This window comes from Flavobacterium sp. W22_SRS_FK3 (assembly GCF_052113665.1).
Taxonomy (GTDB): domain Bacteria; phylum Bacteroidota; class Bacteroidia; order Flavobacteriales; family Flavobacteriaceae; genus Flavobacterium.
Genome location: NZ_JBGQOF010000006.1, coordinates 218711 through 243862 on the forward strand (window position 1 = coordinate 218711; position 25152 = coordinate 243862).

General features: G+C 33.2%; 24 protein-coding genes. 13 read left to right on the forward strand and 11 right to left on the reverse strand.

Annotation, left to right across the window (positions count from 1 at the left end):
* Positions 1-62 precede the first annotated feature (62 nt).
* The 3 genes from ACEN2I_RS08190 to ACEN2I_RS08200 all read left to right on the forward strand — a co-directional run bounded on the left by ACEN2I_RS08190 (position 63) and on the right by ACEN2I_RS08200 (position 3514).
* Positions 63-746, forward strand: coding sequence for a response regulator transcription factor (locus ACEN2I_RS08190; protein ID WP_294929662.1), 684 nt, complete (start codon positions 63-65; stop codon positions 744-746).
* Between the two features lie 225 nt (positions 747-971).
* Positions 972-2057: a sensor histidine kinase gene (locus ACEN2I_RS08195; RefSeq protein WP_441765608.1), complete on the forward strand. Its 1086-nt coding sequence runs from the start codon at positions 972-974 to the stop codon at positions 2055-2057.
* A gap of 161 nt (positions 2058-2218) precedes the next feature.
* Positions 2219-3514: a porin gene (locus ACEN2I_RS08200; RefSeq protein ID WP_441765609.1), complete on the forward strand. Its 1296-nt coding sequence runs from the start codon at positions 2219-2221 to the stop codon at positions 3512-3514.
* A gap of 2 nt (positions 3515-3516) precedes the next feature.
* Here the strand turns inward: ACEN2I_RS08200 and ACEN2I_RS08205 are convergent, their stop codons facing one another.
* The 6 genes from ACEN2I_RS08205 to ACEN2I_RS08230 all read right to left on the reverse strand — a co-directional run bounded on the left by ACEN2I_RS08205 (position 3517) and on the right by ACEN2I_RS08230 (position 11016).
* Entirely contained in the window at positions 3517-4587 is a 1071-nt protein-coding gene (locus ACEN2I_RS08205; RefSeq protein ID WP_441765610.1) for a glycosyltransferase, read from the reverse strand.
* A 150-nt stretch (positions 4588-4737) separates the two neighbouring features.
* Entirely contained in the window at positions 4738-5217 is a 480-nt protein-coding gene (locus tag ACEN2I_RS08210; RefSeq protein ID WP_441765611.1) for a hypothetical protein, read from the reverse strand.
* A gap of 63 nt (positions 5218-5280) precedes the next feature.
* Positions 5281-8712, reverse strand: coding sequence for a hypothetical protein (locus ACEN2I_RS08215; RefSeq protein WP_441765612.1), 3432 nt, complete (start codon positions 8710-8712; stop codon positions 5281-5283).
* 91 nt (positions 8713-8803) lie between these two features.
* A complete protein-coding gene (locus ACEN2I_RS08220; protein WP_441765613.1) occupies positions 8804-9031 on the reverse strand; it encodes a DUF5808 domain-containing protein in 228 nt (75 codons plus the stop codon).
* Between the two features lie 166 nt (positions 9032-9197).
* On the reverse strand, positions 9198-10457 hold the full coding sequence (locus ACEN2I_RS08225; RefSeq protein WP_441765614.1) for an aspartate kinase: 1260 nt from the start codon (positions 10455-10457) through the stop codon (positions 9198-9200).
* Positions 10458-10527: 70 nt separating this feature from the next.
* Positions 10528-11016: a GNAT family N-acetyltransferase gene (locus tag ACEN2I_RS08230; RefSeq protein ID WP_441765615.1), complete on the reverse strand. Its 489-nt coding sequence runs from the start codon at positions 11014-11016 to the stop codon at positions 10528-10530.
* 172 nt (positions 11017-11188) lie between these two features.
* On the opposite strand from ACEN2I_RS08230, the gene fbp reads away from it, so the two are divergent.
* Both fbp and ACEN2I_RS08240 read left to right on the forward strand, forming a co-directional pair.
* Positions 11189-12196 (forward strand): class 1 fructose-bisphosphatase, encoded by a 1008-nt coding sequence (gene fbp / locus ACEN2I_RS08235; RefSeq protein ID WP_441765616.1) that lies wholly within the window; start codon positions 11189-11191, stop codon positions 12194-12196.
* Positions 12197-12261: 65 nt separating this feature from the next.
* A complete protein-coding gene (locus ACEN2I_RS08240) occupies positions 12262-12636 on the forward strand; it encodes a hypothetical protein (RefSeq protein WP_441765617.1) in 375 nt (124 codons plus the stop codon).
* Positions 12637-12777: 141 nt separating this feature from the next.
* On the opposite strand, the gene ACEN2I_RS08245 is transcribed toward ACEN2I_RS08240, so the two are convergent.
* A complete protein-coding gene (locus ACEN2I_RS08245; RefSeq protein ID WP_441765618.1) occupies positions 12778-13209 on the reverse strand; it encodes a TerB family tellurite resistance protein in 432 nt (143 codons plus the stop codon).
* Between the two features lie 168 nt (positions 13210-13377).
* On the opposite strand from ACEN2I_RS08245, the gene ACEN2I_RS08250 reads away from it, so the two are divergent.
* The 4 genes from ACEN2I_RS08250 (at position 13378) to ACEN2I_RS08265 (ending at position 16371) form a co-directional block, all read left to right on the forward strand.
* A complete protein-coding gene (locus tag ACEN2I_RS08250) occupies positions 13378-13971 on the forward strand; it encodes a HupE/UreJ family protein (protein ID WP_441765619.1) in 594 nt (197 codons plus the stop codon).
* 6 nt (positions 13972-13977) lie between these two features.
* Complete coding sequence (locus tag ACEN2I_RS08255; protein WP_110307237.1) at positions 13978-14409, forward strand: deoxycytidylate deaminase; 432 nt, start codon at positions 13978-13980, stop codon at positions 14407-14409.
* Positions 14409-15986: a S41 family peptidase gene (locus ACEN2I_RS08260; protein ID WP_441765620.1), complete on the forward strand. Its 1578-nt coding sequence runs from the start codon at positions 14409-14411 to the stop codon at positions 15984-15986. Before ACEN2I_RS08255 ends, ACEN2I_RS08260 begins: the two co-directional genes overlap by 1 nt.
* Positions 15987-16059: 73 nt before the next feature.
* Positions 16060-16371, forward strand: a complete 312-nt coding sequence (locus ACEN2I_RS08265; RefSeq protein ID WP_441765621.1) for a hypothetical protein — start codon at positions 16060-16062, stop codon at positions 16369-16371.
* A 110-nt stretch (positions 16372-16481) separates the two neighbouring features.
* Here ACEN2I_RS08265 and ACEN2I_RS08270 read toward each other — a convergent pair whose 3' ends face one another.
* The 3 genes from ACEN2I_RS08270 to ACEN2I_RS08280 all read right to left on the reverse strand — a co-directional run bounded on the left by ACEN2I_RS08270 (position 16482) and on the right by ACEN2I_RS08280 (position 17971).
* Complete coding sequence (locus ACEN2I_RS08270) at positions 16482-17087, reverse strand: FAD-dependent oxidoreductase (RefSeq protein WP_441765622.1); 606 nt, start codon at positions 17085-17087, stop codon at positions 16482-16484.
* Between the two features lies 1 nt (position 17088).
* The gene (locus ACEN2I_RS08275) at positions 17089-17289 is read right to left on the reverse strand and encodes a hypothetical protein (RefSeq protein WP_441765623.1); all 201 of its coding nucleotides are present in this window, start codon (positions 17287-17289) and stop codon (positions 17089-17091) included.
* A gap of 103 nt (positions 17290-17392) precedes the next feature.
* Positions 17393-17971 (reverse strand): MarC family protein, encoded by a 579-nt coding sequence (locus ACEN2I_RS08280; protein WP_441765624.1) that lies wholly within the window; start codon positions 17969-17971, stop codon positions 17393-17395.
* A gap of 352 nt (positions 17972-18323) precedes the next feature.
* Here ACEN2I_RS08280 and ACEN2I_RS08285 point away from each other — a divergent pair, with 352 nt between their 5' ends.
* From ACEN2I_RS08285 to ACEN2I_RS08295, 3 genes are all read left to right on the forward strand, one after another.
* Entirely contained in the window at positions 18324-18893 is a 570-nt protein-coding gene (locus tag ACEN2I_RS08285) for a DUF3109 family protein (RefSeq protein WP_441765625.1), read from the forward strand.
* Between the two features lie 334 nt (positions 18894-19227).
* On the forward strand, positions 19228-20205 hold the full coding sequence (locus ACEN2I_RS08290; RefSeq protein WP_441765626.1) for a ribonucleotide-diphosphate reductase subunit beta: 978 nt from the start codon (positions 19228-19230) through the stop codon (positions 20203-20205).
* Positions 20206-20467: 262 nt separating this feature from the next.
* Complete coding sequence (locus ACEN2I_RS08295; protein ID WP_441765627.1) at positions 20468-22858, forward strand: ribonucleoside-diphosphate reductase subunit alpha; 2391 nt, start codon at positions 20468-20470, stop codon at positions 22856-22858.
* A gap of 294 nt (positions 22859-23152) precedes the next feature.
* Here the strand turns inward: ACEN2I_RS08295 and ACEN2I_RS08300 are convergent, their stop codons facing one another.
* Positions 23153-23464 (reverse strand): GIY-YIG nuclease family protein, encoded by a 312-nt coding sequence (locus tag ACEN2I_RS08300; RefSeq protein WP_441765628.1) that lies wholly within the window; start codon positions 23462-23464, stop codon positions 23153-23155.
* Positions 23465-23746: 282 nt separating this feature from the next.
* Here ACEN2I_RS08300 and ACEN2I_RS08305 point away from each other — a divergent pair, with 282 nt between their 5' ends.
* A complete protein-coding gene (locus tag ACEN2I_RS08305; RefSeq protein ID WP_441765629.1) occupies positions 23747-25147 on the forward strand; it encodes a DUF1800 domain-containing protein in 1401 nt (466 codons plus the stop codon).
* Positions 25148-25152 lie beyond the last annotated feature (5 nt).

Below are 25152 nucleotides of genomic sequence, written 5' to 3' on the forward strand. Positions count from 1 at the left end.
ATTTAAAAGCATCAAATATATAATGAAGAAAATTTGATGCGAAATATCAATTTTTGCTATTTATGAAAAAAACACAAACCAAGATTTTACTAGTTGACGATGAACCGGATATCCTGGAAATTGTAGGCTATAACCTTGCTCAGGAAGGCTACCAGATTGTAACGGCTTCAAATGGAAAAGAAGCTATCGCAAAAGCTCAGAAAGAATTGCCGGATTTAATTATAATGGACGTTATGATGGCAGAAATGGACGGTATGGAGGCCTGCGAACATATTAGAAAAATCCCTGAACTAAATAACGTTATCATAACATTTTTAACGGCAAGAAGCGAAGATTATTCACAAGTTGCTGGTTTTGATGCCGGTGCTGATGACTATATTACTAAGCCTATAAAACCAAAATTACTCGTCAGCAAAGTAAAGGCTTTGTTAAGAAGGTTAAAGGAACAAGAAGTGGTTAGTGATACTTTAAACGTTGGTGGAATCGAAATTAACCGCGAAGAGTACAAAATCATCAAAGAAAATGTTGAAATTTCTTTACCAAGAAAGGAATTCGAATTGTTTTATTTACTGGCTTCAAAACCCGGAAAAGTATTTAAAAGAGATGAAATCTTAGATAAGGTTTGGGGAAATGAAGTGGTAGTTGGCGGAAGAACTATTGATGTTCATATTCGAAAACTCCGTGAAAAAATTGGCGAAGACCTTTTTAAAACCATAAAAGGGGTTGGTTATAAATTTGAAGTTTAAACATTCAATAAAAAAACTCAACCATATAAGTGATATAAGTTCATTTAAATCATAGTGTTTGTACTTTTTTTATCCAAGTCAATCTTTCTCAAAGTTTTAAAAATTTGAAAAAGATTGGCTTTTTTAAATTATGACATAGAAATAAGTTTTGTTTTTTAAATGAACTTATATCATTTATATGATGAAAAAGTAATCCCTTAATTGTTTTATTATTTAAAAATTCCAATGAAAATCAATTTCAAAAAAACCTATAAGTTTGCTACAAAATCTGCTTTGTATATAAGTCTTTTTGCAACAGGATTTGTATTGCTGCTGATGAATATCTTTTATAAAAATCAGTTAAAACATCAATTTGGGTTTGGAGTAGTTTTTATTATTTCAGTTTATATCTTCTCTTTTTTGGTGGTGCAATATCGTGTTGAGCGATTTATTTACCGAAGAGTTAAGAAAATTTACGATGAGGTTTCCTTATTAGAATCTACCACCCTGATCAATCAGCCGATAACTACAGACATGGAAACGCTTTCACGTGAAGTGAAAAAATTTGCTACAGATAAAAAACTCGAAATTGAAATGCTCGAAATCAGAGAGCAATACCGAAGAGAGTTTTTAGGAAACGTTTCGCACGAGCTTAAAACACCGTTATTTACAGTTCAGGGTTATATTTCGACTTTGCTCGATGGTGCAATGGATGATAAAACCATCCGAAAGAAATATCTGAAACGTGCCGAAAAAGGAGTTGAACGCTTGATTTATATCGTTGAAGATCTTGATATGATTACTAAATTAGAGTCGGGAGATTTAGATTTGAATATAACCGAATTTAATATTGTCGAATTGATTCAGAATGTTTTTGATTTGTTGGAAATGAAAGCCGATAAAAAGAAAATCAAATTAGCATTCGAAAGCAGGAATCTGCAATCTATAATTGTAAAAGGAGATCAGGACAGAATACAGCAGGTTTTAGAAAATTTAATTGTTAATTCGGTTAAATATGGAAAAGAAGGCGGTTTGACCGAGGTTGGTGTTGTTAATCTGACCAAGAAAAAAGTTCTGATCAGGATTAGTGATAATGGAGAAGGTGTAGAGAAACAAAACCTTCCAAGACTCTTTGAACGTTTTTACAGGGTTGATAAAAGCGGAACACGATCTGAAGGTGGTTCTGGTTTAGGTCTCGCAATTGTAAAGCACATTATTGAAGCACATAAAGAGAAAGTTTATGCGGAAAGTGAGTTCGGAATTGGTTCAGAATTTTCTTTTACACTCGAAAAAGCGCTAAAAATACAAAAAACCGAAGTTAAAAAATTGTAAGCTAAATTTATCAACAGACCCTAAAACAAGGTGTTTTAACAATAAATCAATTTTACAATACAGGCCATAACAATAAATTTTCATTATAGTAACATCTTGTTAATGATTTCTTAACATAGGTGATACATCTTTGCACCTTGAAATTAAGGGCATTAGAAAAAATGATAAAAAGAAAAATAATTGCGGTTTTATTACTGCTTTCCTGTGTTGTAACTGCACAAGATTTAAATAAACAGGATGTAAAAAACGAGGTAATGCGTATTTTAGATTCTATAAATAAAGCAAAACTTCCGGAAACTAAATCTGGAGTAAGCAACGAAGATCATTGGTATGACAGAATTTCTTTGAGAGGTTATGCACAAGTTAGATATAACGGCTTGTTTTCTACAAATGATAAAGTTTCTTGCGACCAATGTGATAAATCGTGGGGTACAACTTCACAAGCACCGGATGCAAAATCAAATAACGGACTTTTTATTCGCCGTGCCCGCTTAGTATTTTCAGGGCAGGTACATCCAAATGTATTCTTCTATTTTCAGCCAGATTTTGCAAGTTCACCAAGTAGTGGGATTCAAAATTTTGTTCAGATCCGTGACTTATATTTTGATCTTTCATTTGATAAAAAAAGAGAATATCGCCTTCGTGTTGGGCAGAGTAAAATTCCGTATGGATTTGAAAACATGCAGTCCAGTTCACAGCGTCTGGCTTTAGACCGTGCTGATGCAATAAACAGTTCAATAGCAAATGAGCGTGATTTAGGAATATTCTTTTATTGGGCTCCGGCAGAAATCAGGGAACGTTTTGCCATGTTGGTAAAAGATGGTTATAAAGGTTCCGGCGATTTTGGGGTTTTTGCTTTGGGTGCATACAACGGGCAAATTGCCAACAAAATAGACGGGAACAGGGATTTGAATGTAGTGGCAAGAGTTACTTATCCATTTGTTATTGGAAACCAGATTATAGAACCGGGAATTCAGGCATACACAGGAAAATGGGCTTTTACCGGAGAAATTTCTTCAGGGGTTACGGTTAATGATCCGCAATATATAAAAGACCAGAGAATAGGAGCGACATTTGTTTTATATCCAAAACCATTTGGAATCCAAACAGAGTATAATATTGGTACAGGACCGCGTTATAATACTGTAACCAAAAATGTTGATGTTACTGATTTAAACGGAGGTTACGTTTTATTGAATTATAAATTGGATCTTAAAAAACAGCGTATTTATCCGTATGCCAAATTTCAATATTATGACGGAGGCAAAAAATATGAAAAAGATGCCAGAAGTTATGTGGTAAGAGATTATGAAATTGGTATTGAATGGCAGCCAATAAAAGCCTTCGAACTAACAGCAGAATACGTTATTGCCGATAGAACCTTTGAAGACAGTGCACTTCCAATTAACAGACAACAAGGGAATTTATTACGATTACAGGCCCAGTTTAATTTCTAATTTTATTGCTCAAAAACAGTAAATAAAGAATCCCAATCGATATTATCTTTAAATTGGGATAAACCTTTAAACGATTTTACTTTTGAAAGATTTTCAATCGTAAAGTCGTTTTGACTTGCATACGGTACCAAGTTTTCATCCTGAAGTTTTATGGCAAGATATTCCTGCTCATACTGACCAGGAGTAGGGATAAAAAAAGCTTTTTTACCTAATTTAGCCAAATCCATAACAGTAGTATAGCCTGATCGGCATAAAACCAGCTCACTTTCGTTAAAAGTCTGTTCCAGCTGTTTGGTATTCATGAAATTGTAATAGGTCACGTTTTTGACTTGCTGTTTGGTTTGTGTTTTCTCTACAACACCTTTTACAAAAACAACTTCCCCTTTGTATCGTATAAGTTCTGTCTGCAGTTTTTCTTCAAGTAAAGTACGCTGCGGCTCAGGGCCGGATAAAATAATCATTAAATCATATTGTTTTGGAGTATCTTTTTTACGCATTCTGCTCAAAGGCCCAATATATCTTAGATTTAATTCGTTGTTTTTAAGATGTCCCAGATCACCAGTTAAATTTGGAGTTTCATCTGTGTCGGGAATCCAGCATTCATTGTATTTTTTTATAAAATATTGATGGCATTTACTCGTAAACTTTGTCGTATTTCCTGTCATCACATTCAATTGATGTGTGATGAATACAGAAGGAATTTTTTTGCTAAAAACACCCAGTCTATTATCAGAAATGATACCGTCAATATCATATTTTTTTATCCAGGAATTCACTATTTTTTTTTCATCCAAAATGGCCGTAATCATTTTGGGCAAGCTTTTAATCAGCTTCCATTTAAAATTTTTACCGTTTTTGGCATATTCAATATGATAAGAAGGTAATTCTAAAGTTTGAATGTATGGAAATTCTTTTTGTAATAATGCCAATGCAATGCCATCTGAAGCAATTATGGGAATATAATTATTTTCCTGTAAAGCTTTAATTATTGGGATACATCGTGTTGCATGGCCCAATCCCCAATTTAAAGGCGTTATTAAAATAGTTTTATTGGCAGTATATTCGATGCTCATATTTGGCGGTTTTCAAACGAAGATAAAGAAATACTCTTTTTTTGTTATTTCGGATACATTACTAAATTATTAACTCTAATATCTTTAAATGTAAAAAGGCTAAATCTCTTAATAGAAATTTAGCCCTAATATTTAATAGTAAATTCTGTTTTAATCCTGAATATAAGTCTTATTTCCGTTTTTATTGATGTAATATCTTCCGCCTTTTGGTCCTGTATAAACTTTTTTGCCATTATATTCTCCGGTAACTTTATCGGCTACTTTCGGAGCTTTTTCGTTAGTTTCCTTTAAGGCTTTAGTTGTTTTTTTAGTTGCCGTAGCATCTTTTTTTACATACTTAGCTTTAGCTTCAGCATTTTTAGCTTCCGTTTTTTTTATGCTGGCTTTTGTAGTTTCTGCTTTAGCTTTTTCCTCTGCAGTAACAGCCTCAGATTTTGCCTTTTTTGATGCATCAGCAGCTTTTTTAGATTTCGCTGCCTCTTTTTTAGAATCTGTCGTGGCTTTATCCGCGTCTGCTTTTTTCTTTTTAGCTACTGTTTCCGTTTTCGCTCTTGTTGTTTTTGCTGCTTCCTGTGCGTAAAAATTCTTTGAGAAAACAATCATCAAACAAAGCAATACTAATTTTTTCATAGTTTTCAGAGGTTAAAATTTCAATTAAAAATAATCAATTTATAAGTATGATTTTGTAATTTATTAAAAATAAGCTCTTAACTGAATATTCCCTGTATGCACAGTTACGCCTGTTTCGCTTTTACGTCCCTGATAGTTTAAATTTATATCTAAAAATTGGGTTATATTCTTCTGCAAAAGTAATTTCCAGACTAAGTTTTGACCAGCCTGAAGTCCTTCCAGCATTTGAAATCCTACAGAAGAAAATTCATCTCCCGTGAATTTATTTTCATAAAAAGAGAACTCTCCGTTTACAGTTACTTTTTTTTCTCCGGCATATGAAAACGAAGTCCCTAATCGGTTCTGTGATAATGTCTCATAATTTCCAATCTGATTTTCTTTTTTCTGTAATTCATAAAAAAGGTCCAGACTCGTATTTTTCGAAAATAAATAACTGATTTTCGGCGCAATCTGATAACCTGTTAATTCATAATTCTTAGCAGTAAAATCTTCTGATGTTAATGAAGTCTGAATCGTTTTGGTAAAGAAATTGAATAACCAGCTTTTTTGATACAAATGCGTGTATTGCAATTGATTCGAATTGTTTTTTACCGATTGTGATCCAATAGAAAGCAGATTTTTTCCGTTATTAATCAGATAAGAATAGGTTACGGAATGTTTCTGTTTGCCACGGTTATAAAACAAACTGTTTCTAAAGCTTGAATTTAACCCGAGAATATTTTCTTCGGAAGAATGAAACGGATTCAATTCAAAATTATCACCATCACTTTTTACTTTTCTGTCCAGAATAAAAGATGTCTGGTTGTAAAAATAAGAAGCGATTTTTTTGAAACCTTTTTCATTCTGCCATTGGAGAGGATTTATCGTTAGCGATTGCGAAAATTTATTCTGATTGGTTTTGATATAAACCTGATTGGGTAAAAAGATACGGATGAATTTTGCCTGATCCGGAAAAGGTGCTATTTCAAATTCGTCCAGTTCTTTAATGCCGTTGTTATTGTAATCATTCCAAGCGTACACTCCCTGACCTGCCGCAACTTCTATATAATTGTATTCCTGTTGCGCAATACTTCCGGAACTGGTTTCATAAACGGTTCCCATTTGAAGAAATTGATTAAAAAAACGGTCATTGTATAAAATTCTTGAATTCAAAGAAGGCTCACTTTTCCGGTTGTTATCTGTAAAATTTAAATTTCGATAACTGGCATAAAAGGCTAAATCTGATTTTTTGTTCTGAATCAGTTTAGATTTGAAAAAATAGGTTTGCGAATTGCTCACATGCTGTAATAATCCATCTTGTAAACTGTCATTTTTTCGTCTTAAATAACCCAATTCTACAAAAACTTTGGTGCTGTCGCCACGGCCAACGAAAACACCATATTCTGAAAAGCGCTGGCTAATCGCCGAAAATTGATTTGTTGCTTTGTCTTTTTCCTGATTGTCTTCTATCTGAATATTTCCACCTACCCAGTTTTTGCCAAAGTGATATTTGGTTTTGGTCAGGTTTCTAATGAATTTTGAAATGGATGTCGTGGCATCACTAGTCAAAAAACTGCCCTGATTTTCTACAGTCCAGTTTTTTAATTTGAAGAAAGATGTTGAGCTATGTCTGTTTCCCGAATAACTTTCGGTAAAGTCCAATTTTTCAAACTGATAAGTAAACAAACCGATGTTGGGCGTTTTTTTCTTCGAAAACAAATCAAAATTCAAACCTGCGACCAGTAAACTCTGATTGCCTAAAAGTAGCGTGTTTAAATTCCAGTCACGATTAAATTCAATATTGTACAAACGCTCTACCGATTTAAAATCTTCTGCTACAAACTGATAATTGGCATATCCATCCAAAGTCCAGCCTTTGGTAAAAATGCGTTTTTTGGTATTAAGTTTCAAGGCAATTCCGTTATTGTTTTCGTCATCAATATTCGAAAATAAATTTTGGTCGTTATTACTAATGCCAATTTCAAAGTCAACCAGTGTTTTTTGGTTAGGATTGTATTTTCCTAAAAAAGTCGCTACCTGAATTTTCATTGGTGCAACTAACTGTACAAGGGGTTCGTAATTTCCCTGAAGAATTCCGTTGATCGGAGCAACATATTCGTAAATCCTTTCTACTGAATTTACATTCTGAATTACATAATTTCCTGAATTGGCTCCCAAAAGGCTAAATTTTACATTATATAAAACATCGTCGGGATTGTTTGAATACTCGTAAATTTCAACCGAATTTTGAATTGTTTTTTTGTATAAAATTTTAGCATCTGAATAAGAATCTTCATAGGCTGATGGGGCAATCATTAAATTTTTGTCATCTCCTGACTGACTTAAAATTTCAACTTGTTCCGGAGAAAGATTTTGCTGTAAAGGCTGATTTTTTAAATCATTTTCTGAATATAAATAACCTGCAAAACTCCAGCTTTTGTTTTCATGAGAAGCGCCGGCATATGTTACCATGCGGTTATAATTTCTATCAGAATATTGGTATTCAATGTTAATTCGCATTTCAGAGGTAATAGTAAAAAGAGATGTAAAAACAATTTCTCCTGCATTATAATCAATCACATAATCATTGTTTTCGCCTCTTTTGAGCAAAACACCATTCACATAAACACGTTCAGATCCTGAAATGACCAATACATACAATTCGCCATTTTGACCTTTTAATTTATATGGCCCCTGATTTCCTTCTTGTCCTGTAAAGGTACTTTTGGCATATTGACCTTTTGCGAAAGCTACTGATGCAAAAACATTAGTTTTATTATCATCTCCTCCAAAATCAAAACTAGCCGAAATTCCCTGAACTTTTTTATTGAAACTTAAAAATTGTGTTTTTCTGTTTTCTAAGAACACATCGCCCGCCCGGATATTCCAATAGTCGCTGAATAATTCCATAAAAATATTATCGAACTGATCCAGTTTTTGAGAATAACCACCTTCCTGCAACGGAATATTATTATCCTGAAGTGATGCCCGCAGGCTTACCTTATCCGATATTTTTCCGGTAATCTGAAGATCTAAATTGGAGTTTAAAACGGTATTCTGATTGTTTCCAATCGTAACACCGCGAGTGATACTTCCGGAGGTATTCAGCCCGTCAAAAGGAGTTTCTTTTTTAGTATTGGAGTTGTCTATTTTGTATAATTTTTCAGAACCTACATCATTGCTTACCACCTGACTTGATTGGTATAGGCTGTATTCTTTGGTTAAGAAATCAGGATATTTTAAATAATTGACAATTAAAGTGTCTGAATCTGAAGTGAATTTTTCGTTTAAAAGAAGTTTACCTTTTTGAAAATCAATTTTATAAAAAGTCGAATCTATGGGTTCGTTTTTAGAATTCAAAAGCTGAAAAAAACCAGAATTGATACTGACATTTTCAAGATGAATGGTGTCTCGTGTGGCAATTACTTTTTTGGTTTTATAGAGTACATCTGTTTCCTGAGCCTGAAGCCCGGAATACCAGAAGAAAACTATTAAAAACAGTAATTTTTTCAACATAAATACTTTAACTCTAAAAAGTCAAAAGTAGTATTTATAATTGGGAAATGTTAGGAGAGATGTTTTGGTTTTAGTGATGTGGATAAAATGCTTAATTGAGGTGCCTTCCTATAACAATAAGAGTTATCATTAGGATAATCAATGCAAAAACAGCATGGCGATTTGCAAAATTTGTGGTATATCCAAATTCTTTTATTTTTTTAGGAGCAAATAGTCTTTTATCTTTTGGGTTATAATAAAAAATACCCCAAATCCAGTTATTGGGATCATTTTGCCATTCATTTTTGGTTTCTTCGCTTTGTTCGTTATCGTAATCCATAATTTTGAAAGAATTATTAGGAGGGATTTTTTTTAAACGAATATAAAGTTAATGAATTGTTTTTATTTTTATAAGTTACTTCCGGAAGATTATAAAAAACAACAAAGGCTTCACTTTTTAGGTGAAACCTTTACTATCTTGAATTAAATATAACCTTTTCTAAAAATTAATTGAGTTCTTTGGTAACAATTTGCATGGTTTCGCGGCTTACTTGTTTTAGTAAAACTTCTTTGTTTTTTTCAACAGTTTGTGCGGCTTCTTCACTAAAATGACGAATGGTATACAGTGTTACATTATCAGTAAAATCTACTTTGAATTTTTTAGAAAGTATCGCATTCAATTCGTTGAAATTTTCAAATTTATCTTCTACACAAACAGAGAAACTAATCGCTGAGTTCTGAATTAAATTTACTTTCAATTTGAATTGATGAAACAATCCAAAAATTTCACTGATGTTCTCTTCCATGATAAAGGAGAAGTCAATAGAAGAAAGCGAAATTAAAAGCTGGTTTCTTTTTACGATAAAGCAAGGTAAGTAAGGTTCTAAATCGACTCCTTTAGAAACACAGGTTCCTTTTAGTAATGGGTTGATAAAAGATTTTACGTATAATGGAATTTCCTTTTTCTGTAAGGGCTGTAATGTTTTCGGGTGAATTACCGTTGCACCGTAAAAAGCCAGTTCAATTGCTTCACGATACGAAATTTGGTTTAACAAACTCGCATTTTCAAAATAACGAGGATCCGCATTCATCACTCCTGGAACGTCTTTCCAGATGGTAACACTTTCAGCATTTAGGCAATAAGCAAAAATTCCGGCAGTATAGTCAGAACCTTCACGACCTAAAGTGGTAGTAAAATTGTTCTCGTCAGCACCTAAAAATCCCTGTGTAATATTTAATATTTTTCGCTTTACATTTTTGCTGATGTTTTGTTGGGTAGTTTCCCAGTCTACTTCTGCATCCCTGTAATTTGAATCTGTTTTTATAAAATTTCGAACATCAAGCCATTGTGTCTGAATACCCATAAAATTCATGAAATAACTTAGGATATTTGTAGAAATCAATTCCCCAAAACTCACAATCTGATCGTAAACAAAATTGTAATTTGGAGATTTGTTATGTGCTAAAAAATATTCTAATTCTAAAAATTGAGCGCTTACGGCTTCAAATACTTCGTGTTTTTCATCTTGAAATAAATCAAGCAATATTTGATTGTGATATTTTTTAATCTCTTCTACAGATGAATTAAGCTCTGCCGATTTATCAAAATAATTTTTGATTACCAATTCCAGAGCATTAGTGGTTTTCCCCATAGCCGAAACGACTAAAATTACATCTTCATAGCCAACTTTTTGTAAAACGTCATATACGTTTTTAATTCCTTCTGCATCTTTTACTGATGCACCACCAAATTTAAATACCCTCATCTTTAATTTTGTAAATGCTGTTTTTTTATAATTTTAATTTTTGAACCCCAAATCCTCAATTTATGGAAATTTATAATTTTTGCAGAAACGAATTAATTCCTGCTTCATCCATTTGTACTACTCTCCATTCTTCGAGAACTTTTGCGCCTGAGTTCTCGTAGAAATTTACGGCAGGAGTATTCCAATCCAGAACATTCCATTCGATTCTTCGAACATTGTCTTTTTTTCCTTGTTTCATGATTTCAGAATAAAGTGCAGAACCTAAGCCGGTACCGCGCATTTTTTCTTTAACAATCAAGTCTTCAAGATGAATTGTTTTTCCTTTCCAGGTAGAATATCGATAATAGTATAATGCTATTCCAACAATTTCTTTCAATTTTTCTTTATTTTCAATCTCCGCAACAAAAACGTGAAATAATGGTTTTTCGCCAAAGCCGTCACGTATCAAATCTTCTTCAGTTATGACTACTGCATCAGGTTCTTTTTCGAATATTGCAAGTTCCCGTATCAGTTCTAAAACTGATTTCATGTCTTCAGGACTTCCTTTTCTAATATTCATAATTCATATTTTTAACCAGTGATTACCTAAATAAATATTTTTTTGTTTGGTACTTTTTGCATTTAATTAGCAAATATACAATAGTAGCAAACTAACTAAATAATTTTTAAATCATTCTCACAAAAAAAGCGATATTTGTGACTTATAAACAAAATTTTTAACGATATAGCAAATGGAAGAACGCAATAAAACACTGGGAGAGTTTATTATTGAGAACCAAAAAGCATTTCAGTATTCATCGGGAGAACTTTCCCGAATTCTTAACTCTATACGTTTGGCGGCGAAGGTCGTAAACTATAAAGTAAACAAAGCAGGTTTAGTGGATATTATTGGCGCAGTAGGCGAACAGAATATTCAGGGAGAAGACCAGCAAAAGTTAGATGTCTATGCCAACGAAGTATTTATCCAGACGTTAATAAACCGTGAGATTGTCTGTGGTATTGCTTCTGAAGAAAACGACGAATATATTACTGTCAAGGGGAGCGACAACAGTAATAATAATAAGTACGTGATCTTGATGGATCCGCTGGACGGATCTTCTAACATTGATGTGAATGTTTCTTTAGGGACGATTTTTTCTGTTTTTAGAAGAATATCACCTATCGGAACCCCGGTAACAAGTGAGGATTTTTTGCAGCCTGGAACGAATCAGGTAGCAGCTGGGTATGTTATTTATGGAACATCAACAATGTTGGTGTATACAACAGGTCATGGCGTAAACGGGTTTACTTTGAATCCTGCTATTGGTACATTTTATTTATCACACCCCAATATGCAATTTCCAAAAGACGGTCACATTTATTCGGTAAACGAAGGGAATTATGTTCATTTTCCGCAAGGAGTTAAAAATTACATTAAATATTGTCAGCGCGAAGAAGAGGATCGGCCTTATACATCTAGATATATTGGAAGTTTAGTTTCCGATTTTCATCGCAATATGATTAAAGGCGGAATTTATTTATATCCAACAAGTTCGAAAGCGCCAAAAGGAAAGTTACGTTTATTATATGAATGTAATCCAATGGCTTTTATTGCAGAACAGGCAGGTGGAAAAGCAACAGACGGTTTTGGAAGAATTATGGAAATCCAGCCAACCGAATTGCATCAAAGAGTTCCGTTTTTCTGTGGAAGCATTAACATGGTAGAAAAAGCAGAAGAGTTTATGGCAGAAGCACAATAGCCATAATTTTTTTTCTAAACGCAACCTTTTTACATTTTCAATATCTTTTAAGAAAAATAAACCGTATGAAAAAAATATTGATTTTAGTTATCATGGTTCTGGCTCTATTTGGCTGTTCTAATGACGATTCGTCCGAATTAAGAATTCGATTGTCGAATGCGAGTAAATTTAATTTTCAAAATATTACAGTAAATACTTCAACTGGAAATGTGAATTTTGAAAATCTAAGTTCCGGGCAGAATACGACGTATAAAATATTTGCAAAAGCATACAGTTATGCATTTGTTGAGTTAGAAATTGACGGAAAAACGTATACCTTGCAGCCTATTGATTATGTTGGAGAAACACTTCTAAAAAAAGGAAATTATACATATGAGATTACTGCAAATGATTCTCAGGAACGATACGGAAAATTGAGTTTGAAATTAATTAAAGATTAAAATACCAGAATTCATTTTTTATGAAATGAATTGTTGAAAATTAAAATACTATTATCTTTAATAATTGACAAATCTGGATTTAACAAAAAACCCGACAAGTTTCAAATTTGTCGGGTTTTATAATTTAGTCTGAACTAATTTTTATTTATGCATGTGCTGCATTTCGTAAACAAAAGTATCGGCATCTACTTTTTTATCTACTAATGATAATGCTTTTGCAATGATATAATTTACGTTGCTTGGCGTAAATCCTAAAGCAATTCCTAGTTTTTTCAACATTAATTCTTGTTTGTCTTCAAGATGATGATCAATATGTACCATTCTTGTCAAATCGTATAAGCGCTCTAAACGCTGAACATGTAAGTAAGGTGGATTGATAGGGTATTTTAACGGGTCGTTAAGAATTTCTTCATACTCTGTTTCTGAAATTTCTAAACGGGCAGCTAATTTATCTAAGAAATTTTTCTCTTCCGGATGTAAAACTCCATCTGCTAATGCTACACGAACAATAGCTGAAAAATGACCTCTGTTTCTTTGTTTAAATTCGCTATTGAATAAATCTGAAAATGACATAATTGTTGTGTTTTATGCAACAAAGATAAATTTTATTTTAAATTATTAATTTTAAAGTTCTCATAAAATTTAACTTATTTTTATCCGTTGTTTTAATAGGTCGTTTTGTTTAATTTTCGAAATAAATCGTAAGTTTACAGACCCAAATTAATTAATATAAGTAACCTCATGTCAGAATTTTGGATTTATTTTCAGATAGGTTTAAAGCATGTTTTAGATATTCATGCTTATGACCATGTGTTGTTTTTAGTAGCTTTAACAATTCCATACACTTTTAAAGACTGGAAACGTATTTTATTATTGGTTACCGTTTTTACAGTTGGTCATACATTGGCTTTGTTGCTTTCTGTTTTTGGAATTATAACAGTAAAAGCAAGTCTGGTTGAGTTTTTAATTCCGATAACAATTTTGGTAACGGCAATTTTTCATCTCTTTACAGCCGGAAAAGCGGCTAAAAATGAAAGTGTTAATCTGATTTTTTTTGTGACCCTGTTTTTTGGAATTATTCACGGACTTGGATTTTCAAATTATTTTAAAACCATTTTAGGCGGGACTGCATCTTCAAAATTAGTACCTTTATTGGAATTTGCTCTCGGCATTGAAGCGGCGCAAGTACTAGTAGTTTTTGTAGTTTTGGTAATATCATATATAGTTCAGACTGTATTTCGTTTTTCAAAACGTGACTGGGCACTTGTAATGTCAGCTTTTATTATCGGAGTTGTGATTCCGATGATCGTGGAAAGCCCAATTTGGAACAGATAAAATTAAATGGATATAAAAAAATTAAATAAGTACGACAGGGCATATTTACGAATAGCCAAAGAATGGGGTTCACTGTCGTATTGCAAGCGTAAACAGGTAGGCGCTATAATTGTAAAGGACCGAATGATTATTTCTGATGGTTACAACGGTACACCATCCGGATTTGAAAATTGCTGCGAAGATGAACACGGATTAACCCGTTGGGATGTACTGCATGCTGAGGCAAATGCGATTTTAAAAGTAGCCAGATCAACACAATCCTGTGAAGGTGCGACTTTATATATTACACTTTCACCCTGTAAGGAATGTAGTAAGTTAATACATCAGTCCGGAATAAAAAGAGTGGTGTATCAAAATGGATATCGTGATGATTCCGGAATACAGTTTTTACTGAAAGCCGGTGTAGAGGTAGAACATATTCCTGTTTTAGAAGAATAATGAAATTCAATTCAAAATATTTACCAATCGTTATCGGAGCAACCTTTGCTCTTGGAATTGTTCTCGGAAGCCTGATGAATGCTCCTGTAGAAGACAGTCTTTTGGCTAAAAATTACTCAAAAACCAAGCTTAACAAACTCATTGATTTTATAAATAATGAGTATGTGGATAGTGTTAATACAGATTCGATTGTAAATCTGACAGTAGATAATATTTTGTCTAAATTAGATCCACACTCAGTGTATATTCCGCCAAGCGAACAAGCCGAAGTTGCTGAAAGCATGAAAGGTGATTTCGTAGGTGTAGGGATTAATTTTTACATGTATAAAGATTCTGTTGCGATTATAAAACCTGTAGAAGACGGACCTTCGGCGAAAGCCGGAATAAAATCAGGCGACCGGATTTTATATGCCGGAAAAACAAAATTATATGGAAGAAAACTGCCTTCGGATAGTTTATTTTCTAAATTAAAAGGGATAAAAGGTTCTGAAATAGAATTGACGGTTTTTAGAAAATCGGAACAAAAGAAACTGAAGTTTAAAATTAAAAGAGATGTCATTCCGCTAAAAAGTGTAGATGCATCTTTCTTGCTTGATAATAAAACCGGTTACATAAAAATCAATCGTTTTGCAGAAACCACTTATGATGAGTTCAAGGTTGGTTTGAAAAGATTAAAACAAAAAGGAATCCAGTCACTGGTAATTGATCTTCGCGATAACGGCGGTGGTTATATGGAAGAAGCCATAGCGATTGCCGATGAGTTTTTGAAAGACAGACAGCTAATTGTTTTTACCAAAAATAAAAATGGGACTACCGAAAAAACATATGCTACAAAAAAAGGGAGCTTTGAAACCGGTAAATTAACGATTTTGATTAATGAAAACAGTGCCTCGGCAAGTGAGATTTTGGCTGGTGCTATCCAGGATAATGATCGTGGAACCATTGTAGGACGCCGCTCTTTTGGGAAAGGTTTAGTACAGCGCGAAATGGATTTCAACGATGGATCGGCTGTTCGATTGACAGTAGCCAGATATTATACTCCAACCGGAAGATCTATTCAAAAACCTTATACAAAAGGAAATGAAGAATATTTTAAAGAATCTGAAGCGAGAATAAAATCTGGAGAATTATATGCGAAAGACAGTATAAAGGTGGCTGATTCTTTAAAGTTTAAAACTCCAAAAGGTAAGATTGTATATGGTGGAGGCGGAATTGTTCCTGATGTTTTTGTGCCAATGGAAGCTGAACACGGGAATGAAAATGTAGCTTATTTACTGCAGACAGGAATTGTAGGCCATTTTATCTTTGAAGAATTAGATAAAGATAGAAATGCTTTTGCAGGACTTCATTTTAATGAGTTTTTAGCTAAGATGAAAAACTCAGATACCTATTTTAAAAAATTCCAAAACTACATTTTTATTACAGGTTTAGATCTAAAATTGGATAAAAGTAAAGATTTAGTAAATCGTTACATCACAGCTGAATTTGCCAGACAATTGTATGGTGAATTGTATTATTACGATGTGATCCTGAAAGAAGATGCGATGATCAAAACGGTTTTGAATTCAAAGGAATAATAATAATTTTTTAAATAATAGTATAAAAAGGTTTGCACGAAAAAAGTGTACTTTGTGAAATAAAATATATAAAATGAAAAATTTAAAGAAAATAAGTTTATTAATCGTTTTAATGACTTTTGTGATTTCCTGCGCTTGTATGAAAGATAAAAATACCATTTCTGGAAAAGTTCAGTCGGTTGAGTTTGGTAAAGACGGTTATACCGCAAAAATTAATACTGATAAAAACGAGGTTTACTCTGCGATAATTAGCATTGTAAATGTTGGAGGGCCTCAAAATTATAAACAATTAAAGGAGGGCGAAGAAGTAACTTTAAAGGGAGAAATCTGGAAAACGGATACCGAGAAACACATTAAAGTGAAGGAAATTGTTTCTGTTAAATAAACATATCAAACATGAACTGTTTAAACCATTAAGAAATTAAGAAAAATTAGCACTAAAAGCTTGATAGACTTCATTTTTTAGCGGTTTTTATAGAAAACTTTTTTAAAATTCTATCGAATACTATCATGAGCATGAGTCTGCACACCATTATTCCATAACGTAAGGATATCTGTAGCAACAGCAGCACCGCTTCCGGCAGCAATCGCTAGTTGGCTTCTCCAGCCTGCTAAAGTTCCAATAACATAAATACCGTCAGCTACTTTATGATCGTCGTTTTTAAGCTGAATACGCTGTTTTTCGGGTAAAGCTTTTTTGTGTGGTTCAACATATTCCATTAAGCCTTCGATATCAAAAGTGTTGGCAGAACCAATTCCGATAACGATGTTTTTTGTTTTGTAAGAGTTTTTGTTTGTAATTATGGTGAATTCAGGATAAACACCTTCGATTCTGATTACTTTCTCGTTTGGGATCTGAGAAATATGCGGATATGTTTGAGCCAAATCATGTGTGCTTTCGAATAATAATTCTGATCCTAATTTACCAGATTTTATGCCATAAGCATTATAGAAAATGGCTTCCTGTAAGGAAGAATTTTTCTGATGTGTAAAAATTCCAATTTTTTTATCGGCTACAAAAGCTTTTTTTTTGGCAGATCCTAAAACCATTGCACAGGATATGCCTGAAACGCCTCCGCCAATAATTAAAACATCAAACATATTATCTTCCGTTTGTTTTTTCTTCTATACTTTTTGAAATTCTAAAAATCAAAAGAATCAAAACGGCACAAAATGAAGCGGCAACTCCAATTAAAGCTACTGCGCTATCTCCTTGAAAAGGATTTTGGAAGTCAAGCTGTGTAATATTAAAAATAATTAAAGCTAATGCCAAAAGCACTAAGATGGAAGTAAAGATTTTCATAAGGCTGTTTGTTTGTCTAAAATAATAAAGAAGAGCTTTTTGGATTAAACACTTTTAAAGCTTTATTTTAGAATTTTATGGAACAAATTTATAAAAATATCCTTTATAGAAACAAACCTTTAACATTAGCAGCGAATAATTTAACAGCTATTGCTAAGAGAATTACTCCAAATGTTTTGCGAACTACGCCGAGCCCGTTTTCGCCTAATAAAGTTTCAATTTTTTTTGATGATTTTAAAACAATATAAACCAAGATAATATTCAATAAAATAGCAATGATGATGTTAATAGTATGAAATTGAGATCGTAAAGAAAGTAAAGTGGTCATAGTTCCTGCACCTGCTATTAATGGAAATGCTAACGGAACAATAGAAGCCGATCCGGGTTCTTCGTCACGATAAATTCGAATTCCTAATATCATTTCTAAAGCCAGAAAGAATAAAACAAAAGAACCCGCAACAGCAAACGAATGTACATCGATACCAATAAGGTGAAGTAATCCTTCACCAACAAAAAGAAAAACAATCATAATTGTTCCTGCAACAATAGAAGCTTTTTCTGATTCAATATGACCAACTTTAGCTCTTAGATTCACAATAATCGGAATAGATCCTACGATATCGATTACAGCAAAAAGTACCATTCCGACAGTAAGAATTTCTTTAAAGTCAATTTCTAGCATATTACTTTGATTTTAAGGGGTTAAAAACTGCTGCAAAAGTAGATAATAAAATTAGTTGTTTTTTTAATACATTTTATTTTGTTATAAAAACATTGTTTTATGTTTAAAAAAGTGGTTTTTGTAACAATTATACTTTTCTTTTACATAAAATAAAATGTATAAAGAGTTTTACCGTAAAGCACGCAAAGTTTTTTGCTAGGTTCAAAAAGTTCAAATAGACATTAAAATTTTGTAAAATTAAATTTGCGATTCTTTATGCAAATCCTTGCAAACTATACAGTTAAATTTTAGCAAACTTTATCTCCTTTCTTTGACTATCTTTGCACTTTATAAATTTCACTATTTTATCATCATGTTTCAATTAGGAAAAACCATTATTTCAGAAGATATTCTTGAAAAAGAATTTGTGTGCAACTTATCAGCTTGTAAGGGAGCTTGCTGTGTTGATGGAGATGCCGGTGCACCTTTAAGCGAAGCAGAAACTAAAATTCTGGAAGAGATTTATCCAAAAGTAAAACCTTTTTTACGAAAAGAAGGAATTGCTGCAATCGAAGCACAGGGAACCTGGGTAAAAGGAACTGATGGCGATCTTGAAACGCCATTAATTGATGAGAAGGATTGTGCTTACGTAATTTTTGACGGTAAAACGGCACTTTGCGGAATCGAGCAAGCATACAATCAGGGAATAGTAAATTGGAAGAAACCCGTTTCCTGCCATTTATATCCAATTCGTGTAAAAGATTTTACAGAGTTCGCCGCAGTGAATTATGATAAATGGGATATTTGTGATGATGCCTGTTCTTTAGGTAAAGAATTAGAAGTTCCGGTTTATAAATTTGTCAAAGAAGCCTTAATCCGTCGTTTTGGTGAAGACTGGTATTTAGAGCTTGAAAAAGTAGCTGAGGAACTTAAAAAAGCATAAAATTTTACGTGCTTTAGTTACCGCTTTATTGGGAGATATTTTGACTCAAAAAATAAATTTTTAACTCAAAAAAAACTTTTAAAAATAATTATAAAAGTCTTGCTTTTTATTTTATAAATCCTATATTTTACAGGGATTAAGGAGGTTTTTTGAATTTTAAACATCTCATTTTCAGATATTTGATAATTGCTTGAAAAACACCCCGCTTTTTCTCCTTTGTTAAAAACTACATCAAATTGTGAATAAGTTTGGCTTTCATTTTTGGCTACAAATGACAATCTTTGTAGTCTACTGAATCAGGGGAAATTCAATAAAAAAATTAAACAAAAAAGGAATGTCACAAGTTGAACCAATATTACAAGAAAATAAGAATCGTTTCGTTATTTTTCCAATTAAACATCATGATATTTGGGAATGGTATAAAAAAATGGAAGCTAGCTTCTGGACTGCCGAAGAAATCGATTTGCACCAAGACTTGACAGATTGGAACAATAAACTAAGTGACGACGAAAGATATTTCATTAAACACATTTTGGCATTCTTTGCTGCTTCTGACGGAATTGTAAATGAAAACCTTGCTGAGAACTTTGTAAATGAAGTGCAATATGCTGAGGCGAAATTTTTCTATGGTTTTCAAATCATGATGGAAAACATTCACAGCGAAACGTATTCTCTTTTAATTGACACTTATGTGAAAGATGAAGCTGAGAAAGCAGAATTATTCAATGCTTTGGAAGTTTTTCCTGCCATTAAGAAAAAAGCGGACTGGGCTTTAAAATGGATTGATTCTGATTCGTTTGCTGAAAGACTGATCGCTTTTGCTGCAGTTGAAGGGATTTTCTTCTCAGGTGCTTTTTGTTCTATTTATTGGTTAAAGAAACGTGGTTTAATGCCGGGTTTAACTTTTTCTAACGAATTGATTTCTCGTGACGAAGGCGTACATTGTGACTTTGCAGTACACTTACACAATCATCACTTAATCAATAAAGTGCCAAAAGACAGAATTAAAGAAATAATCGTTAATGCTTTAGATATCGAAAGAGAGTTTGTTACAGAATCTCTTCCGGTAAGTTTGATTGGAATGAATGCCGCTTTGATGACACAATATTTAGAGTTTGTTGCTGATAGATTATTGGTAGAATTAGGTTGTGATCGTGTGTATGGTTCAGCGAATCCGTTTGATTTCATGGATATGATTTCTCTTCAGGGAAAAACTAATTTCTTTGAGAAACGTGTTGCAGAGTATCAAAAATCAGGTGTGATGAACACAGATAGTGATGCTCAGAAAATTTCATTTGATGCAGATTTTTAGACAACAAAAATATTTTAGTGTTAACCCCAAATAAACACTGATTAAGATTAAAAATTTATAATAAAAACATTTTTAGAATCTCTTTTTCTAAATTGATGATTCAATAATTTCCAATGCATTTCCGGTCTGATTTCAGATTGGAACAGGGTAGCATTGAGAATGCTATAATTCTCAAAAAATAATTTAAAAACACGCAATGTTTAAGTCCTGGAATTCGTTATTCCAGTGTCTTTCATTTTTCAATAACTAAAATAGTAAGCTTATGTATGTAGTAAAAAGAGATGGTCACAAAGAGCCGGTAATGTTTGATAAGATTACAGAAAGAATTAAAAAATTGTGTTACGGGCTTAATGAGCTTGTAGATCCTGTTAAGGTAGCGATGAGAGTTATCGAAGGATTGTATGACGGAGTTTCTACCTCTGAACTTGATAATCTTGCGGCAGAAACGGCAGCTTCTATGACAATTGCACATCCTGATTATGCGCAATTAGCAGCACGTGTGGCAATTTCAAACCTACACTCTAATACCAAAAAGGCGTTCTCTGAAACGATGAAAGATATGTATCACTACGTAAATCCAAGAAATGGTCAGGAAGCACCATTAATCTCAGATGAAGTATTTAAAGTGATTCAGGAAAATGCAGCCTTTTTAGATTCTCACATCATTTATACAAGAGATTTTAATTACGATTATTTCGGTTTTAAAACTTTAGAGCGTTCTTATCTGTTGAAAATAAATGGAAAAATCGTCGAAAGACCACAACATATGTTAATGCGTGTTTCGGTTGGTATTCACTTAGACGATTTAAAATCGGTAATTGAAACTTACGACTTAATGTCTAAAAAGTTCTTCACGCATGCAACACCAACGTTGTTCAATGCCGGAACTCCAAAGCCACAAATGTCTTCTTGTTTCCTTTTAGCCATGCAGGATGATAGTATTGATGGTATTTACGACACCTTAAAACAAACAGCAAAAATTTCGCAATCAGCGGGAGGAATTGGTCTTTCTATTCATAACGTTCGTGCAACTGGATCTTACATCCGTGGTACAAACGGAACGTCAAACGGAATTGTTCCGATGTTGAGAGTTTTTAACGATACAGCTCGTTACGTAGACCAGGGTGGAGGAAAACGTAAAGGTAGTTTTGCGATTTACATCGAAACCTGGCATGCGGATATCTTCGAATTTTTGGATTTAAAGAAAAACACAGGAAAAGAAGAAATGCGTGCAAGAGATTTATTCTTCGCGATGTGGACTTCAGATTTGTTCATGAAACGCGTACAGGAAGATGCATCTTGGACTTTAATGTGTCCTAACGAATGTCCTGGATTATATGATGTTTACGGAGACGAATTCGAAGCCATGTATACGGATTACGAATTTAGAGGGAAAGGTAGAAAAACAATCCGTGCACGTGAATTATGGGAGAAAATCCTGGAATCACAAATCGAAACCGGAACGCCTTATATGCTGTACAAAGATGCAGCTAACCGTAAATCGAACCACAAGAATTTAGGAACAATTCGTTCTTCTAACTTGTGTACCGAGATTATGGAGTACACTTCTAAAGACGAAATTGCAGTTTGTAACCTGGCTTCTATTTCATTGCCGATGTTCATTGAAGACGGAAAATTTGATCACGAAGCGCTTTACAATGTTACAAAACGTGTAACCCGTAACCTGAACAAAGTAATCGACAGAAATTACTATCCGGTAAAAGAAGCTGAGAATTCGAACTTACGTCACCGTCCTGTTGGATTAGGTGTGCAGGGTTTAGCAGATGCTTTTATCATGCTGCGTATGCCGTTTACCAGTGATGAGGCTAAAGCTTTGAACCAGGAAATTTTCGAAACTTTATACTTCGCAGCCGTAACCGCTTCTATGGAAATGGCAAAAGAAGAAGGTCCCTATTCTACATTTGAAGGTTCTCCAATGTCAAAAGGAGAATTCCAATACAATATGTGGGGAATGAAAGATGAAGAATTATCAGGCCGTTGGGACTGGGCTTCCTTAAGAAAAGAAGTAATGGAACATGGAGTTCGTAACTCATTATTGGTGGCACCAATGCCAACCGCTTCGACTTCTCAAATTCTTGGAAATAACGAAGCTTTCGAACCGTATACATCCAACATTTACACGCGTCGTGTATTGTCTGGAGAATTCATCGTTGTAAACAAACATTTATTGCATGATTTAGTAGATAGAGGTTTGTGGAACGAGACTTTGAAACAAGAGATCATGCGTCATAACGGATCAGTTCAAAACATTGATGTGATTCCGCAAGACCTGAAAGAACTATATAAAACCGTTTGGGAAATGTCGATGAAAGATATTATCGATATGTCACGCCAAAGAGGGTATTTCATTGACCAATCGCAATCATTGAATTTGTTTATGCAGGATGCCAACTATTCTAAACTAACGTCAATGCACTTCTACGCTTGGCAGTCTGGTTTAAAAACAGGAATGTATTACCTAAGAACAAAATCAGCAGTTGATGCGATTAAGTTCACATTGAACAACGATAAAAAAGAAGAAACACCAACTTTAGTTGCAGAAACTGAAGAAATCAATATTGAGGAATACAAAGCAATGTTGCTAAAAGCACAAGCTGCAGGTCCTGAGGATTGTGAAATGTGTGGGTCTTAATTTTTTTTTAGAAGAAAGATTATAGAATAAAGAGAAAAGATTTTATTCGAAATTAATAGAAAGCAGTTATTGTCATGATAGCTGCTTTTTTATGCTAATTATTTTATTCACAATCTTTGTCATTCCGAGGAACGAGGAATCTTCACAAGAAACTCGACAAAGATTGATGATTAGCATTGTAGCGTTTCTTGCGAAGATCCTTTCTCCGTCAGGATGACAAAACTGATAGGAAAATTATTTAGTATTAATAACTTTAAGCTTCGGAAGTATTAATAAACTCTGAAAATAGTATTTTCAATCAAACAAATTATTCAAAAAATCCAAATCTGGATTAATAGTTGTGATTAACTCTACTTTTTTATTTCTACCCCAGCCTTTTATTTCTTTCTCACGATTAATTGCTTCCTGAATCCAAGTAAATTTTTCATAATACAACAAAAATTCAACGTTATATTTTGAAGCGAAACTTTTATTTCCATTAGTAATATTTTCTTTATGCTGATTTAAACGAAGTTTTAAATTGTTAGTTACTCCGGTATAGAAAACAGTTTTTGATTTGTTTGTTAAAATGTAGATATAATAAGTGTGATAGCCTTCTGACAGCATACTAGAGAATGATAATTTTATGTGAAATACAAATAAAGAAAGATTATTCTTATTGTGAAAACATTTTTTTTTATTTACTAAAAAATATTAGGACTATTGATTGGTAGTTTCTTGCGAAGATTCCTCGTTCCTCGGAATGACAATATTCATAAGAGATTTTCGTTTTTATGATAATCAAAAGACTTTCGAAATCTTAAAACCTTACTCACTAAGATCAGAGAACCCTTCTCCAATTAAACCTTTTCAAAAAAACAAAGTCTTATTTTAAATAATCTCCGCATTATGAAAAAAAGCAATCTTTGGTCGTTACGACTAGGCTTCTCAGGAAAAGAAGCCGATAAAATTGAAAAATTCGGATTAGAAAAATTTCTAAAGAAATCGTATGATTCGAAATTTGACACACAACTTCCTGCTTTTTTAAATGATAATCCCAAAACACTTGCGGAATATAAAGAATCACGCCAACTTATAAAAAATCTCGATCCGGAAGAGAAAAAGAAAATTCAGAAAAAAGAAAACCAAACCACTACCGAATTAAAAAAATGGTGGGTTGCCAAAATGCAATCTGATGAATTTCCGTTACGCGAAAAAATGGTTTGTTTCTGGCACAATCATTTTGTTTCCACTTCGCAAAAAGTAAAAATCAATTACTGGATTTATCAGCATAACATGATTTTACGGGAAAATGCTTTTGGAAATTTCAAGGAGCTGACCAAACAGATAGTGAAATCGAACGCCATGATCAAATACCTGGACAATGTCGATAATAAAAAAGGCAAATTCAATGAAAATCTAAGCCGTGAATTGCTGGAACTATTCACGATCGGAATCGGGAATTATACCGAAGAAGATATCAAAAACGGTGCAAAAGCTCTGGCAGGATTAAGTTATGGAGATGAAGGTGCGGTTTACAGAAAAAATTTAGAGGATAACAGCAACAAAACCTATTTCGGAAGAACAGGAAACTGGAAAGCCGATGATCTGGTTGATATTATTTTCGAACAAAAAAGCATTCCGCATTTAATTACACGAAAAATCCTGAAATGGTTACTTTACGATAATCCATCAGAAGAATTGGTTAAATATTATGGTGATTATTTCAGAAAAGTAAATTTTGAAATCGAACCGTTGCTCACCAAAATTTTTACTGAAGAATATGCCAAGGATATTTCAGGAAATAAAATAAAAGATCCGTTGGTTTATATTTTACAGCTAATTGATGAATTGCAAATAAAAGATTATGATGAAGCAATGATTGTTGCCTTTCTAAAGCAGCAAGGAATGGATTTGTACAATCAGGTCAATGTAAAAGGCTGGGATGGCGGAAATTCATGGCTCACTTCACAAGTATATCTGCAGCGAAACAATACAGCTGATTTGCTTTGCAGCGGACGAAGCCTTTCAAAAAAAACAATCAAAAATAGGATGAGTGAAGACAATCCGAAGCCGAAAAGAGAATTAGAGAAAAGGGAAATCAAAATACAATATGATTCTGACGGAAATAACAAAACGATTATTACGGAATTGTCCAACAGGTTATTATTTAAAGTAAATGATTCGACACAAAAAGACATGGAAAATTTACTGAAATATGATTTTGATCCCAAAAATCCTAATGCTAACTACGCAGTTGTTCGTTTGTTTAATTATATCACCAAGCTGCCGGAGTATCAGTTAATTTAAAAAGC